Raw genomic sequence first — 15764 nt, 5'->3', positions numbered from 1 at the left:
AGACCCGGCTTCTCGTAAAGAGAAACCGGGTTTTGTTTAGCCTTGAATCATCGCTTCGTATTCTTCGGCTGACATGAGCTTGTCGACGTCTGACGCGTCGTTCAACTCGACTTCGATCATCCAAGCGCCTTCGAACGGTGCTTCGTTGACGAGTTCTGGTGAATCGGCAAGTGATTCGTTCACTGCTGTGATTTTCCCAGAGATCGGTGCGTAAAGCTCTGATACGGTCTTGACCGATTCAACCGAACCGAATGGCTCATCGAGTAAGATCGTGCCACCGACTTCAGGAAGTTCGACAAAGACGATATCCCCTAGTTCGCTTTGTGCGAAATCCGTGATCCCGATGCGGGCGACGCTTCCGTTCACTTCCACCCATTCGTGCTCTTTTGAATAACGTAGATTGGCAGGTACTTTGCTCATCTTAACTTCCCCCTCAAATGAATTAGACTCACACGAGTATTATAGCACTTCGCCCCAAACGTCTGTAAACGACTTTTCTGAAAATCCGACAGTTGATTTTTGACCATCTGTCACGAGTGGGCGCTTTAAAAGCATACCATTGCTCGCAAGAAGCTCGAGTTGTTCGTCTTCTGATAGATTTGGTAGCTTGTCTTTAATGCCTTCGTTCCGATACACTTGTCCGCTCGTATTGAAGAATTTTTTAAGCGGGAGACCCGACTGTTTCCATAGTTCAGCCAACTCGTCTTTCGACGGCGTCGCCTCGACGATATGGATATATGTATAGTCGATGCCGTTCTCTTTCAACCACTTCTCTGCTTTTTTACACGTACTGCATGGCGGATAGCCATATAGTGTCACCATGTTCATCACCTCTCCTGTTACTGTAGCATATTCCGATTCGTCGGTTCATGTTTCAAGCAAGCGCACAATCTCTTGCTTGAGCGCCGGATTGACCGAGTGGTGCGCCTCGATGTGGCGGAGGATGGCTGCGGCCGCCTCGACCGATTTTCCGTAACCGGGTAACCACTCCTGTAGACGTGCGACGAGCTCCGGATGTGTCCCTTCGACCCGTCGCGTCGGGTTGAAGGGGTCGCTCGTCTCCCCGTACGCGATTAACACGTTGTTGACAGCCGCGACTTGAATGAGTTCGAAGCCAGCGAGCTGTTCACCGCGCCGTTCCCGGAGCAGTCCGACGTATAGGTTCGTCAGTGCCTCCTCGTAGCGATGTGCGGCGTCTGAAGGGCGTGTGACAAGCTTCGGCGTCGCAAACGTGTCGAGCGCCTCGTCACGTTGCCAGACGACACGCCCCGGTGTATAAGCGATTCCAGGCATCTCTACGATCTCGAACACGGCGAACTCGGCGTAAATGCCGTCCTCATACATGACCTTGTGCCCGTCTTTCGTGTTTTGGAACTGGTACGCCAACGGCTCGACCGCGAGCCAGTCCAAATTGTCGATGAAGCGGGCCTTATGCCCGTCCTCGACGATCAAAAAGAAATCGAGGTCCGAATAGTCGTCGAGCCGATCCATCTCAAGTCCAATTGAACCGAGCGCGAGGAGCATGAGCGTGCCCTCATGCTTGGCGACCGAGCGGCCGATTGCATCCATCCGTTCTAATAAGTCATCTCGTTTCATGCGTATCCCCTCCTTCGTCCATTGTATCGTCCGCAGACAGGAAAAAGAAAGGGCCGACCGCGTCCGGCCACCCTTTCTCTCGCTTGCTTATACGATGAACTTGTTCGCTTTGATGAGGCTCGCTGCGACTTCGCGCTTCGTGCCGATGACGTTGATCGGCTGATAGCGGCTGAACTTCTTCATCGCCGACAAGAGCATGCGCTGCTCGTCGCCCGATGCGGCCGCATACAAGACTTCTTTCGCCATGAGTTCGACTTGCTTGAACACTTGCTCGGCGAAGATTTCTGTATAGCGGACTTTCTGCTGGTTCTTCTCAGCGCCTGTACGGGCGATGGCTTTCTCCGTCCGCGCGATGGCCGCTTCAAGCGCATAGATGGCGCTGATGATGTCGGCAATCTTCGCGAGAATCTCTTGTTCGTTCTGGAGGGCCTGCTGATATTTCTGGACGGCCGTTCCGGCGATCATCAAGTTGATTTTCTTCATGTTCGACAGAAGCATCTTCTCACGTGCGAGCGGCGACCCGTCAAGCTCTTGTGGCATGTAGCTCATGAGCTCTTTCTGGAGCTTCTGTGCTTCGGCGAGAAGCGGCAAGTCGCCTTTCATCGCTTTCTTAAGGAGCGTGCTCGGTACGATCAAGCGGTTGATTTCGTTCGTTCCTTCGAAGATGCGGTTGATGCGTGAGTCACGGTACAAGTTCTCGACTTCATATTCAGTCATGAAGCCGTAGCCGCCGTGGATTTGAACCGCTTCGTCGACGACGTAGTCAAACGTCTCCGAGGCGAACACTTTGTTGAGTGAACATTCAATCGCGTATTCGGCGATGGCTTGGGCAACTTTCGAACCGTCGCGCATGTTGTCGTCGCCTAGCGCGTCGAGGCTGTCTTGGAACAGACCGCCCGTCCGGTAGACCGAGCTCTCCATCGCATAAATGTTCGCAGCCATCGTCGCAAGTTTCTCTTGGATGAGCGGGAACTGACTGATCGGTGTCTTGAACTGTTTGCGCTCGTTCGCGTACTGGACCGAAAGATCGAACGCACGTTTCGACGAACCGACCGCACCGACCGCAAGTTTGTAACGACCGACGTTCAAGATGTTGAAGGCGATGACGTGGCCTTTGCCGATTTCTCCGAGGAGGTTGTCGACTGGGACTTCGACGTCTTCTAAGATGAGCGTCCGTGTCGATGAGCCTTTGATGCCCATCTTCTGTTCTTCGGCGCCTGTCGAGACACCTTTGAATTCACGCTCGACGATGAAGGCGCTGAACTTGTCGCCGTCGATTTTCGCGTAGACGACGAACACGTTCGCGAAACCAGCGTTCGTGATCCATTGTTTCTCCCCGTTCAAGACGTAGTGTGTGCCGGCTTCGTTCAAGACGGCCGTCGCTTTCGCACCGAGCGCGTCCGAGCCTGAGCCTGGCTCTGTGAGCGCGTAGGCGGCAATCCATTCGCCAGTTGCGAGTTTCGGCAAGTACTTATGCTTTTGCTCTTCTGTCCCGAAGAAGACAATCGGGAGCGTCCCGATGCCGACGTGGGCGCCGTAGCTGAGGGCGAATGAACGCGCTTTGGCGAATCGCTCTGTGATGATCGATGACGAGATTTTATCGAGCTGATAACCGCCATACTCTTCTGGCACGTCCGCGCCGAGGAGGCCGAGCTCGCCCGCTTCTTTCAACAGTTCGACCGAGAGATCGAACTCGTGTTTCTCGATGCGTCCAAGGACAGGCATGACACGGTCGTCGACGAAGCTCGCCGTCGTGTCGCCAATCATTTTGTGCTCATCTGAGAAGTCTTCCGGTGTGAACAAACGATCCGCGTCGAGTGCGTCGATGACGAAGCTACCGCCTTTAATCAATTCGTGTTCTGTACGTTCCATTGTCAATTCCCCCTTATAGTAATTCGAAGACGCCAGCAGCACCCATACCGCCACCGATGCACATCGTCACAACCCCATACTTTTCATTGCGTCGTTTCATCTCATGCAAGATCGAGACCGCGAGTTTCGCGCCCGTGCAACCGAGCGGATGCCCAAGGGCGATCGCGCCGCCGTTGACGTTCACTTTCGACGGGTCGATCCCGAGTTCACGGATGACACCGAGCGATTGGCTCGCAAATGCCTCGTTCAATTCGAACAATCCGACTTCTTCGAGCTTCACGCCGGCCATCTCGAGCGCTTTCGGAATGGCGACGACCGGGCCGATTCCCATCACTTCAGGACGGACACCGCCGACCGCGAACGAGAGGAATTTCGCCATCGGTTTCAAGCCTTGACGTTCGGCTTCTTCGCGCTCCATGACGAGCACGGCCGCTGCGCCGTCTGACACTTGTGACGCGTTCCCCGCCGTCACTGAGCCCTTGATTTTAAACGCCGGGCGCAGTTTACCGAGCGCCTCGAGCGTCGAGTCAGCACGGACGCCTTCGTCATGTTTGACGACGAATTCACGTTCCGCGACTTTCCCGTCTTCGCCGAGCACTTGCTCGACGACCGTGACCGGGACGATCTCTTCTTCGAACTTGCCGCCCGCAATCGCCGCCGCCGCTTTTTGGTGGCTGTCGATCGCGAACAGATCTTGGTCTTCGCGCGAGATGTTATATTCGGCCGCGACACGTTCTGCCGTGTGGCCCATGCTCATATAGTATTCCGGAGCCGTCTCCATGATTGTCGGGTTCGGACGGATGACGTGTCCGCCCATTGGGACGAGACTCATCGATTCCATACCGCCGGCGATGACCGCCGTCGCTTGGCCGATCATGATTTTCGCTGCCGCGTCGGCGATGGCTTGCAGACCTGACGAGCAATAACGGTTGATCGTGATGGCTGGTACTTCGTGCGACAAGCCGCCCCGGACGGCCGCGTAGCGGGCGATGTTCATCCCTTGTTCCGCTTCCGGCATGGCGCATCCCATGATGACGTCGTCGATTGGTCCCGTGTAGCCAGACCGCTCGAGCGTCGCTTTAATCGCATGACCCGCGAGTTCGTCCGAGCGAACATTTCGGAACGAACCGCGTTTTGCTTTTCCGACCGGCGTTCGTGCGCCGGCCACGATGACTGCTTCTCTCATCTGTTAAGTCCCCCTTTTGTCAGTTCCGAAGTGGCTTGCCTTTGACGAGCATATGTTGCATCCGTTGCTGCGATTTTGGTTCCCCGATGAGGCTTAGGAACGCCTCGCGCTCGATGTCGAGGAAGTACTGCTCGTCGACCATCGTGCCGTATGCCAAATCGCCGCCGCTGATGACGTGGGCAAGTTTTTTCGCAATCTTCAAATCGTGTTCAGAGATATAGCCACCGTAGAACATCTCGTACGCCGCGAGTTCGAGCGTCGCTTTCCCCGTTTGACCGACGACCGGCAACTTCTCACGAACCGGTGCCGTATAGCCGTCAGCGAGACCGAGTACCGTCTGTTTCGCATCGAACGTCAAGTGGTCGCGGTTCATCGAGATGCCGTCGACCGGACGGTGATAGCCGAGCGCTTTCGCGTCATAGGCCGACTTCGATACTTTCGCCATGGCAATGTTTTCAAACGTCTGTTGCGCCGCTTTCTCGATGTTTTGCATCGACTTCGGCGTCTGCTCGAGGAGTCGACGGTACGTGTTGACGTTTCCGCCCCCACCTGGGATGAGGCCGACACCGACTTCGACGAGACCCATATATGTCTCGAGCGCCGCCTGCATGCGTGCGGCCGGCAAGCTGATTTCTGTCCCACCGCCGAGCGTCATGCCGTAAGGCGCGACGACGACCGGGCGACCCGCATAGCGAATCTTCTGGACGACTTGTTGGAACTTGTTGATGATCCAGTCGAGTTCGTACCAGTTCTCGTCTTCCGCTTCCATGAGCATCATCGCGAGGTTGGCGCCGACACAGAAGTTCTTGCCGTCGTTGGCGAGGACGAGTCCTTTGAAGTCTGTCTCGACGAGGTCAATTGACTGTTCAATCATCTGCATGATATCGACACCGATCGCGTTGTTCGGTGACGTGAACTCGAGGGCGACGACGTCGTCTCCGATATCGATGAGGCGGGCCCCACCGTTCTCGAGCACGATGCCGTTCGATTTGGCGAGCGGCGCGAGTTTCACTTCTTTCGGGTTGACGGTCTTCTCAACGTACGTCTGTGACGCTTGGTCGTAATACTGGTCTCCCTTATAGAAAGATGTGTGTCCGGCAGCGAGCATCTCGTCGATCCACGCCGGGACGTCATAACCTTCCGCTTTCATGCGGGCGACCGATTTCTCGACACCGAGTGCGTCCCACGTCTCGAACGGTCCGAACTTCCAGCCGAAGCCCCACTTCATCGCGTCATCGATAGCGACGATCGAATCACTGATTTCGCCTGTGAGACGAGCCGAGTAGACGAGCGTCTTCGCCGTGACCGGCCAGAGCAGTTGTCCGATGCGTCCTTTGTTCAAGATGGCACCTTTCAACTTCGCTTTCGAGCCCGGGAGCGATTTGATTTGATCGAGCTCTGGGCCTGTAATCGCTTTCAATTGCTCATACTCGAATGTGTGAAGGTTGAGTTCTTGGATGACTCTGCCGTCTTTCTTATAGAAGCCTTGTCCGGCCTTTTGACCGATCCAGCCCTTCTCGACGAGCGTCTTCATTTCAGTTGGGACGTCGAACGTGTCCTTCTCTTCACCTGCGTCGAGTGTCTCATAGACGTTACCAGCGACGTGGACGAACGTATCGATGCCGACGACGTCGAGCGTACGGAATGTCGCCGATTTCGGCCGGCCGATGAGCGGTCCGGTGATCGAGTCCATCTCGCCAATCGAGGCGTTCTGCTTGAGCATCTCTTCGAACGTGACGAGGAGTCCGTACGTACCGATGCGGTTGCCGATGAAGTTCGGTGTGTCTTTCGCCTCGACGACACCTTTCCCGAGACGGTCCTCCGCGAAGCGGGCCATGAAGTCGATGACCGGGCGTGCCGTCTGCTCCGTCGGGATGAGTTCGAGCAGTTTCAAATAACGTGGCGGGTTGAAGAAGTGTGTTCCGAGGAAACGTGTCTTCAAGCCTTCCGGCAATACGCTCGCCATCGCCTCGATCGAGATACCAGACGTGTTCGAGCTGAGAATCGCGTCTTCACGGATGTAAGGAACGATTTTCTCGAACAGCTGTTGTTTCACGTCGAGCCGTTCGACGACGACCTCGATGACCCAGTCCGCTTCCTTCAAGCGCTCGAGATCATCTTCTAAGTTCCCCACGTCGATGAAGTTCAAGTGCTCCGCTGTCGCGAGTGGTGCCGGGTTTTGTTTCAATAGCTTCTGACGGTTCTCGGAAGCGATGCGGTTCCGCACTTCTGGTGATTCGAGCGTGAGCCCTTTCGCTTCTTCTTTCGCCGTCAATTCACGTGGTACGATGTCGAGCATGAGCGAACGAATCCCCGCGTTCGCCAAGTGAGCCGCAATCCCCGCCCCCATTACTCCTGAACCGATGACGACCGCAAAACGGATATTGCTCGTCAAACGGAGGTCGGCTGATTGTTCGATGTGACTCGTCATATTGTTCCCCCCTCAATGAGAATGAATAGTGATTCATTTCAAGCGTAAAAAAAAATCGCAATCACCATCGTGTTTACTCTTCTATCATAAATGAATGACAATTCATTCGCAAGCGTTCATTTTTCAAATTCGTTCCAATTTCACTGAGGACGATTTATTTCTCGGTCACTGTGGTATAGACACAAAGAGTCAATTTTAGAAAGGGGAATGTATACATGAGTGATAATCGTTTAAACACAGTGGGGAACCGACATGATTTTGAATCGTTCAAGAAGGACGGCCAAGAACAAGCCCATCAACCGGGGATCGACTCGAAGATGGAGCCGTTCCCGATCTATGAGCGTGAAGGCTATAAAGGAAGCGATAAACTAAAAGATAAAGTGGCCATCATCACAGGCGGCGACTCGGGAATCGGGAAATCGGTCGCCATCTTCTTCGCCCACGAAGGCGCGAACACGGTCATCGTCTATAAAGATCAAAACGAGCTCGAGGACGCCGAGGCGACGAAAGAGCGCATCGAGGAACTCGGCCAAGCCTGTCTGTTGCTACAAGGGGACATCGGCGACTCGGCCTTCTGCCAAGACGTCGTCAAACAGACGCTTGAGACGTTCGGACATTTGGACATCCTCGTCAACAATGCCGCCGAGCAACATCCACAAGAGTCGCTCCTCGACATCTCGGACGACCAACTCGAGCGTACGTTCCGGACGAACATCTTCAGCATGTTCTATTTGACGAAAGCCGCCCTTCCATACTTGAACGAAGGCGCGAGCATCATCAATACGACGTCGATCACAGCGTACGAAGGTAACGACAAATTGATCGACTATGCGTCGACGAAAGGTGCAATCACGGCATTCACGCGTTCGCTCGCCAAGAACTTGGCCGAGAAGAAAATTCGCGTCAACGGCGTCGCACCAGGTCCGATTTGGACGCCGCTCATCCCAGCGACGTTCCCGGCAGAAAAAGTCGCCTCGTTCGGTGACTCGGCCGAGATGAAACGTCCGGGCCAACCGGCAGAACTCGCCCCGGCTTACGTCTATCTCGCGAGCGACGACTCGACGTACGTCAGCGGGCAAGTCATGCATGTCAACGGTGGGACGGTCATCAACGGATAATATTGTCGCAGGCCCAGTGTTCAGTCACTGGGCCTTTTGTATGGAAAATTCATCCATCCTATGTTAGCGTAATTTGCAGGCGTTAGCTTGTCATTTAGACGACAGAAAGGAGCCAATGATGGATGATTCATTATCGATTGACACAAGATGATTTTTTCACGTTACAAAAGAACTTCATCGAAAACTCGGTTCCCAATAAACGAAAATCTATACTTGTCACGCTTGTACTCATGTTACTGACCGCCTTTTACGGATTTGCCCTCGCGATTGTCTTTTTACCGCAAACGCTTTCCGCCCCTGTCATCATCGCACTCGCCGTCAGTGCCGCTGTGGTGCCGGCGCTACTCTTATTCCCGCTCTTCAAGAAAGTGTATTCCACGATGAGGTTGAGACAGTTGCGATCCATACTTCGACAGGACTCGAAATGGCCACGTGATGTCACGTTGTCGATCCATGAGGACGGGATTGAAGTCAATTCGCTCCACAATGCCGTCAACAAACGGGTTCAAGTCGCGTGGGAAGCGATTGAACGAGTGAACGAGGACGAGACCCATCACTATATATTTATTGAAGCGGCGGAAGCGATTATCGTCCCGAAGCAAAATCGGATGCTCGACGAGACGGAGCGAATTCGAATGAATGATCTGCTACAAAAACACTTAGGCATCACACTCTAAGCGACAAAGGTATTCAATCAGTACGTAATTATGACGAATCACAAAGGAGTGGATGCAATGGTCACCACGTATAAACTGACGCTTGACGATTTTTTAGCTTTCCAAAACGACATGATTCACCATTCCGATCAATATAAACGAATTCGCAGCGCATGGTTGAGATATATGAACATCCCGCTTTTCGCTCTCGGTTATGCAGCCGCATTCTTCCTCGTACCGCGCCCCGAGTCGACGATTGCCTTTTTATTGATTACGGTCGGAATCGGGCTGCTGTTCGCGCTATTACTCAGACCGTTGCTAAAAGATTTGCATGCCCCGCTCGCCCTCTAGCAAACCCGTCGTGTCCTCAACAAACAGGACACTTGGCCAAAAGACGTCACGCTTCAACTTTCTGATACGCACATCGAAATGCAGGCCATTCGTGGCAACATCCATCGAACGACGCAAGTCCCATGGACATCCATTCTCAAAGTGAACGAGAACGAGACGCATCGCTTCCTCTATTACGAAGAAGATGAGGCGTTGATTATCCCGAAAATGAAAAATGGAGTCACTGAAGTCGAACAGAGTGAAGTCGAGCGGATCCTCGACAAACATATGAACACAGAAAAGCACACGAGTTCAAGTTGAACTCGTGTGCTTGTTTCATTTCTTCACCATTCCTTTTAACACGAATGCGACGTTCGCTGGACGTTCTGCGAGGCGGCGCATGAAGTAGCCATACCAGTCACGGCCGTATGGCACGTAGACGCGGACTTTATAACCTTGGCGGACGAGCTCGAGTTGACGCTCGACCCGGATGCCGTACAGCATTTGGAACTCGAACTGGTCGAGTGGGATATTGTTCAGTTTCACATGTTCGATGACCGCATCGATCATGTGGTCGTCATGTGTCGCGATAGAGGCGTAGTTCCCGTTCGCAAGATGGAGTTTGACGAGCTTCAAGTAGTTGTGGTCGACGTCTTCCTTTTCGGGGAATGCGACCGTCGCCGGCTCTTTGTATGCCCCTTTAACGATCCGGAGGTTCGGCTTGAGCGGTGCGAGATGATTGATGTCGTCTTCCGAGCGGTACAAGTACGACTGGATGACCGTCCCGAGCCCGTCGAAGTCAGCTTTCAACTTCTTGAACAAGTCGAGCGTCTTCTCGCAGCGTGTCTCGTCTTCCATGTCGATAGCAACGAACACACCGACCGCTTGAGCCGTCGTCAAGATTTGACGCATGTTGTCTTCAATCAACTCGTCCGAGATGTCGAATCCGAGTGACGTCAGTTTGAGTGACATGTAGGCGTCGAGTTTCTCTTCTGCCATAATTTCAATCGCCCGGATAATTTCATCGCGGTTCTCGTTCGCTTCCGCGACCGTCGTGATGAACTCCCCTAAATGGTCGACCGTGACCGATAATCCTTTCGCGTTCAACTCGCGAATCGTCGGTACCGACGTCTTAAAATCTTCCCCCGCCACAAAGCGCGAAGCCCCGAACCGAAGCCCGTATTTTTTAGCCAAACTGTTGAGTGTTTTGTTTTGAGACATGTAGATAAATCCATCGCGCAACACTTTTTCCATCTGATTTTCCCCCTTACGTTTACACCCATCTATCTCTATGACGATGTCTGAAATTATTATGACATACAAACGTCAATTCGTCTGTAATTTTGTAATCGTTTTCAGGATTTCATTTCCCTCTATTCAGAAAAAACAGACGCCCCGCAGGACGTCCGTTTCACAGGCCCGTATTCGGTGCCACATAGAGCAAGATACTAAGGAAAACGAACACGCTTCCGGCTAGGACGAACAAGTGCCAAATCGCATGGTTGAACGGCAACTTCTGCCATACGTAGAAGATGATTCCGACCGAATAGGCGATCCCTCCGGCGAGGAGCAACATGAAGCCGGTATGACCGAGCGACTCGTACAGTGGACGGATGGCGATGAGACAAATCCAGCCGAGGCCGAGATAGGTCACGTTCGACACCCACATGTATTTCCCCGTCGAGAACAGTTTCCAGACAATCCCGAGCACGGCGACGCCCCAGACGATGCCGAACAACGTCCACCCGAGCGTCCCTTTGAGCGACACGAGCGCGAACGGCGTATAACTCCCCGCAATGAGTAAGTAAATCCCGGCATGGTCGAACACTTGGAGCACGCGCTTCGCCCGTGGATGTGGAATCGCATGCATGAGTGTCGAGAACAGATACAGTAAAATCATCGATGCCCCGAACACGCTCACCGCGATGACGTTACCTGTGCTTCCCGTCTCGGTTGCCGTCATGACAAGCAGAACGAATGCGACGATGCTGAAGATGACGCCAAGCCCGTGGGTGATGGCGCTCGCAATCTCTTCTCCAAGCGTATCGGCATGGAGCATGTCTTTTAGCTTCTCTTGATCCATTCAGGTCCCACCTTTCAAATCTATTCCTCTAGTATGGTCATTTCCCGATTTCAACGCAAATAAAAACATGGGCCGAAGCGACCCATGTCTGTGAATTATGCGACTTCCTTCACCGGAACGTCACATTCCATATTTTGTGCTCGCATCGCTTTCGCGCGCATGTGGAACAAGACGAGCAACGTGATTGTCCCGATGGTGGCGATGACGTACGGGATGACCCCATCCATCTTGAAGCCGATCGGTGCCGTCAAAATGTAGAACCAGACGGCATACAACATGAACGTCCCTGGGATGAGCGCGATATAGTGGTTGCGCCCTTTGATGTACAAGTACATCGCCCCGACGAACAAGGCGATGACCGCCGTCGTCTGGTTGGCCCAGTTGAAGTATTGCCAGAGCATCTGGAAGTCCATGTTCGTGAGCGCGTATGAGATCACGAAGAGTGGAAGTGCGATCCAAAGGCGTGACGAGAATTTCTTCTGCGCGATGCTCATGTAGTCGGCGATAATCATCCGCGCGCTACGGAATGCCGTGTCACCTGACGTGATTGGCAAGACGATGACACCGAGGATGGCGAGTGTGCCGCCGATGCTGCCGAGCATGAGTGTCGCCACTTCTTGAACGACGAGTGCCGGTGTACCCGTTTGAATCAACCCGAGCAATTCGCCTGGCTCAAAGATGGCCATGGCTGCCGCGGCCCAAATCATGGCGATGACCGCTTCGACGATCATCATGCCGTAGAAGATTTCACGGCCATTGCTTTCTTTCATCGTCGTCCGCGAGATGATCGGTGACTGCGTGGCGTGGAAACCAGACAACGCCCCACATGAGATGGTGAAGAAGAGGAGCGGCCAAATCGGCAAGCCATCCGGATGCATGTTCGTGAGTGTCATCTCTGGAATCTGGTAGCCTTGTGCGAACAGGCTGACAGCGATCCCGACGGCGCTGATCATGAGGAGCGCCCCGAAGAACGGATAGATGCGTCCGATGATTTTATCGACCGGAAGGAGCGTCGCCAAGATGTAGTAGGCGAACACGGCGAAGATGACGATCGTGAGCGTCGTCGCATTGCCGTCGAACAAGTTGTTGATCATATTACTCGGTGACGTGACGAATACTGTCCCGACCAAGAGTAAAAGCAAGAGTGCGAACCCGTTGACGACGTGGCGGAGCGAGCGGCCGAGGAACTTCTCAGCGAGTTGCGGCAAGTGCGCTCCGTTGTTACGAAGCGAGATCATGCCCGTCAAATAGTCGTGTACCGCTCCCGCGAAAATCGACCCGAAGACGATCCAGAGGAAAGCGACCGGTCCGTATAGCGCCCCCATGATCGGTCCGAAAATCGGTCCGACGCCGGCGATGTTCAACAACTGAATCATCGAGTTCCGTTTTTTCCCCATCGGCACGTAGTCGATGCCGTCCTGTGACGCATAGGCAGGCGTCGTGCGTTCTTCTTTGATGCCGAACGTCTTCTCGACATAGCTGCCGTACACTTTGTACCCGACGAATAAAATCGCCAAGGCAATAAAGAATGTAATCATGTGTGCTGTCCCCTTTTGTGCATATGTAGCCGATCCCCGTCGGCCCCGAAAAATGAATCCCGTTGTTTTACACGTATAATGTAAACGCTTACGTGACTGATTATACAGCAGTTATCACTTTTTTGTAAGGGGTTTCGTTCATTTTTTTGACACTTTTTCGAACACGAAAAAAACGGCGCCCCGCAGGACGCCGTCTCGGTTGAATCGCTTATTTCAAGGCGAACTTCGCTTGCTTCGCCCCTGCGCCCGTATAGTCGCTCGCGATGACCGCGTAGCTTCCTTTGGCGAGACCTTTTTTGAATGTGAATGTATACGTTCCGGCCCAGCTCGCTTTCACTTTGGCGACTTGTTTGCCTTTCGCGTCTTTCAAGACGACGACGGCTCCCGGTGTCGTTTTCCCGATGATTGCTTTCGTGCCGGCTTTGACACCTTTCGTGTTCTTCGGTGTCGCGATGGCCGCTTTCTTGAGCGTAAACGCCTTCGCTTTGACGACCGTTCCCGTCACATCTTTGGCGACGACTTCATAGTCGCCATAGATGAAGCCGGCCCGTTTCGTGAATTCGAACAATCCGTTCTTGTCAGCCGTCGCATACGCGATCGTTTTGCCGTCACGCTTGAGCGTCAACTTCGTCTCCGGTGTCGCTTTTCCGGTAATGACGTTCGTGTTGGCGTACGTCAACTTCGACGCAAGCGCCGGTGTGCCGACGAAGCCAGCACCGACGACTTTCGTTTCCGTGACCGAAGCGCCATCGAGTTCAGAGACGATGGTGAGCGATTGACGGAGCTTGAGCGGTTTCGTCACGAGCGTATACGCACCGTCTTGATCCGCTTTCGCTGTCGCGAGCACTTTGTCGCCATCTTTCAACGTGACGTTCGCGTTCGGTGTCGTCGTCCCTGTCACCGCTTTTGCGCCCGGCTTGATCGTGTTCACCGTGAGGGCGAGTTCGACTGCCGCTTGATCGAGTTCGATCGTGTATGTGCGGAACAAGCGATTCGCCGCATCCGGACGTGTCGTCTCGGTCGCTTCGATGCCTTCATACAGGTCGACGTACTGTTTGCCGGCATCGGCCGTCTCGAACTTGGCTGTCCGCTTCGCGTCGGCAACGATTTTCCAGTTGTCGTCCGCTTTGTATTCGAGCTTGCCTGAGACGATATAGTCCGAAATCACGTTCCGTGTCTCATACGCTGAACGGTAAACGATGTTCTTCCCGCCACCGAGACCCGGGAACGATGTCGAGCCAGCGCGATAGTTGTTCGTCGCGACGAGGAACTCTTGGTCGAGTGTGATCGGCTTGCCGTTATACTTCACGTTCTTGACGCGGTTCGCATCTTTGTTTTTCAGTGTTCCACCGATATCGAACTTGGCAGGACCAGTCACATCAATCTCATACGTGAGGCCGTCGAGGATATCGAAGTTGTAGCTGCGGAACTCCAAGTTAAGCAACTCATCGTTCGTATCCGAGACTTGTTTGTACGCCCCGGCTGACATCTCGAGCCAGTCCATCACGTCCGCACCCGTCACTTTGACGACTTCGAGCGTGTTCGGGAAGACGTACAGGTCGGCCACGTTCTTTAACGCGATCGAGCCTTTCGGGATGTTCGTGTAATAGCTCGCGTCCGTCAACTGACGGTTACCGGCTTTGAACGGAGCCCCCGCCGAGAGGATTGGAAGCTCTTTATATGCCGCGAGTTCTGGGTTCGTCGCGAGTTCTCTCTCGACGTACCATTTCTGCGCGTTCGTCACGAACTGGACCGATGCGTCGTCACGGACGAGCGCGAAGTAGCTTTGGATATCGTCTTGAATCTCACCGACTGGGCGGTTGATGTATTCGATTGTCGCCTTATGGTCCGCATCGATGAGCGAGGCGATCGTCGGGTCTACCGGTGTGTCCGCCTTGACCGTGTCGAGTTTCGCGTTCGCGTCGAGCACGCTCCACTTGCCGTCGACGAGCTCGAGGTCGAGGTCGATGACCCCGAGATCTTTCCCTTGGTTGTTCGCCATGACGACCGGCTTGCCGTTGATTGTGCCTTTGTCCATGTTCACGTGCGGGAAATCTTTGAACATGCCGTTCGCGTCCGGGAAACGGCCGTGCTGGTGACCGGTCATGACCATGTCGAGCCCTTCGATTTTCGTGAGCGTGTAGCCGACGTTCTCTTCCCCGTCTAATTGCTCATCCGCAAGTGCCGCACTTTCCCCGATCCCTGAGTGCGCGAGCGCGACGACAACGTCTGCGCCTTGTGCTTTCAATTTGGCGACGGCCGCTTTTGCTGCCGGTACCATATCATCTGCCGTCACCTTGCCTTGGAGGTTCCCTGAATCCCACGACATGATTTTTGGCGGGACGACCCCGAAGACACCGACTTTGATCGTATGTGTCTCACCGTCCCCATCGACGACTTGGCGTTCGATGATTTGGACTTCTTGTCCATCTTCGTTATATTTCGATACGATCGGTTCGCCTGACAAGTCCTTCACGTTCGAGTTGACGAAGCGAAGCTTGCCCTTCGACCCTTGCATCGCGTCATACAAGAACTGGAGCCCAAAGTTGAACTCGTGGTTCCCGAGTGTGACGGCGTCGAACTCGAGCGCCGACATCGCTTCATACATCGGATGTTCGAACGGGCCTGGAGTCTTCTGATGCTGCTCGCGGACGTAATCCCCGAACGGCGTCCCTTGAAGCGTATCCCCGTTATCGAATAGGAACGTGTTCGGCTTGCCGGCGTCCGTGCGATGTTGCTGAATCAACGTCGCGACTTTCGTCAACCCGATCGTGTTGTCGATTTTGTCTTGGAAGTAATCGTAGTTCGTAATGTTCGTATGTAGGTCGGTCGTCTCCAAGAAGCGCAGTTTGACGACGTCCTCGTCTTCCGCTGCCGCGTGTTGGAGCGGGATGAGTGTTGGGACGATGAGCGACGTAGCAATGGCCATCTTCGTAAATTTAGACATGATTTTT

Annotated in this window: 14 protein-coding genes; 4 read left to right on the top strand and 10 right to left on the bottom strand. The window is 53.9% G+C overall.

Features of this window, described 5'->3' with window-relative positions; translation table 11 throughout:
• Positions 1 to 36: 36 nt before the first annotated feature.
• The 6 genes from gcvH to KNP71_RS07825 form a co-directional block, all read right to left on the bottom strand.
• Positions 37 to 420 (bottom strand): glycine cleavage system protein GcvH, encoded by a 384-nt coding sequence (gene gcvH / locus KNP71_RS07850; protein ID WP_021065488.1) that lies wholly within the window; start codon positions 418 to 420, stop codon positions 37 to 39.
• Between the two features lie 39 nt (positions 421 to 459).
• A complete protein-coding gene (locus KNP71_RS07845) occupies positions 460 to 822 on the bottom strand; it encodes an arsenate reductase family protein (RefSeq protein WP_058764079.1) in 363 nt (120 codons plus the stop codon).
• A gap of 45 nt (positions 823 to 867) precedes the next feature.
• The gene (locus tag KNP71_RS07840) at positions 868 to 1596 is read right to left on the bottom strand and encodes a hypothetical protein (RefSeq protein WP_021065486.1); all 729 of its coding nucleotides are present in this window, start codon (positions 1594 to 1596) and stop codon (positions 868 to 870) included.
• Positions 1597 to 1683: 87 nt separating this feature from the next.
• Positions 1684 to 3468, bottom strand: a complete 1785-nt coding sequence (locus KNP71_RS07835) for an acyl-CoA dehydrogenase family protein (RefSeq protein ID WP_029595088.1) — start codon at positions 3466 to 3468, stop codon at positions 1684 to 1686.
• A gap of 13 nt (positions 3469 to 3481) precedes the next feature.
• On the bottom strand, positions 3482 to 4654 hold the full coding sequence (locus KNP71_RS07830; RefSeq protein ID WP_021065484.1) for an acetyl-CoA C-acetyltransferase: 1173 nt from the start codon (positions 4652 to 4654) through the stop codon (positions 3482 to 3484).
• A gap of 19 nt (positions 4655 to 4673) precedes the next feature.
• Complete coding sequence (locus KNP71_RS07825; protein ID WP_131472377.1) at positions 4674 to 7085, bottom strand: 3-hydroxyacyl-CoA dehydrogenase/enoyl-CoA hydratase family protein; 2412 nt, start codon at positions 7083 to 7085, stop codon at positions 4674 to 4676.
• Positions 7086 to 7300: 215 nt separating this feature from the next.
• Here KNP71_RS07825 and KNP71_RS07820 point away from each other — a divergent pair, with 215 nt between their 5' ends.
• The 4 genes from KNP71_RS07820 (at position 7301) to KNP71_RS07805 (ending at position 9510) form a co-directional block, all read left to right on the top strand.
• The gene (locus KNP71_RS07820; RefSeq protein WP_131472375.1) at positions 7301 to 8203 is read left to right on the top strand and encodes an SDR family oxidoreductase; all 903 of its coding nucleotides are present in this window, start codon (positions 7301 to 7303) and stop codon (positions 8201 to 8203) included.
• 122 nt (positions 8204 to 8325) lie between these two features.
• Positions 8326 to 8880 (top strand): YcxB family protein, encoded by a 555-nt coding sequence (locus KNP71_RS07815; protein WP_131472373.1) that lies wholly within the window; start codon positions 8326 to 8328, stop codon positions 8878 to 8880.
• A gap of 57 nt (positions 8881 to 8937) precedes the next feature.
• Positions 8938 to 9210: a hypothetical protein gene (locus KNP71_RS07810; protein WP_131472371.1), complete on the top strand. Its 273-nt coding sequence runs from the start codon at positions 8938 to 8940 to the stop codon at positions 9208 to 9210.
• Positions 9211 to 9288: 78 nt separating this feature from the next.
• The gene (locus tag KNP71_RS07805; RefSeq protein ID WP_131472369.1) at positions 9289 to 9510 is read left to right on the top strand and encodes a YcxB family protein; all 222 of its coding nucleotides are present in this window, start codon (positions 9289 to 9291) and stop codon (positions 9508 to 9510) included.
• 15 nt (positions 9511 to 9525) lie between these two features.
• On the opposite strand, the gene KNP71_RS07800 is transcribed toward KNP71_RS07805, so the two are convergent.
• From KNP71_RS07800 to KNP71_RS07785, 4 genes are all read right to left on the bottom strand, one after another.
• Positions 9526 to 10443 (bottom strand): proline dehydrogenase family protein, encoded by a 918-nt coding sequence (locus tag KNP71_RS07800; RefSeq protein ID WP_021065479.1) that lies wholly within the window; start codon positions 10441 to 10443, stop codon positions 9526 to 9528.
• Positions 10444 to 10600: 157 nt separating this feature from the next.
• A complete protein-coding gene (gene trhA, locus KNP71_RS07795) occupies positions 10601 to 11272 on the bottom strand; it encodes a PAQR family membrane homeostasis protein TrhA (protein ID WP_131472366.1) in 672 nt (223 codons plus the stop codon).
• Positions 11273 to 11367: 95 nt separating this feature from the next.
• A complete protein-coding gene (locus tag KNP71_RS07790) occupies positions 11368 to 12810 on the bottom strand; it encodes a carbon starvation CstA family protein (RefSeq protein ID WP_021065477.1) in 1443 nt (480 codons plus the stop codon).
• Positions 12811 to 13018: 208 nt separating this feature from the next.
• A complete protein-coding gene (locus KNP71_RS07785) occupies positions 13019 to 15757 on the bottom strand; it encodes a bifunctional 2',3'-cyclic-nucleotide 2'-phosphodiesterase/3'-nucleotidase (protein WP_131472364.1) in 2739 nt (912 codons plus the stop codon).
• Positions 15758 to 15764 lie beyond the last annotated feature (7 nt).

This window comes from Exiguobacterium sp. s56, assembly GCF_018618255.1.
Classification (GTDB): Bacteria; Bacillota; Bacilli; order Exiguobacteriales; family Exiguobacteriaceae; genus Exiguobacterium; species Exiguobacterium chiriqhucha.
Note: the sequence above shows the minus strand (reverse complement) of the source record. Positions and strands in the feature narration are given on the sequence as shown.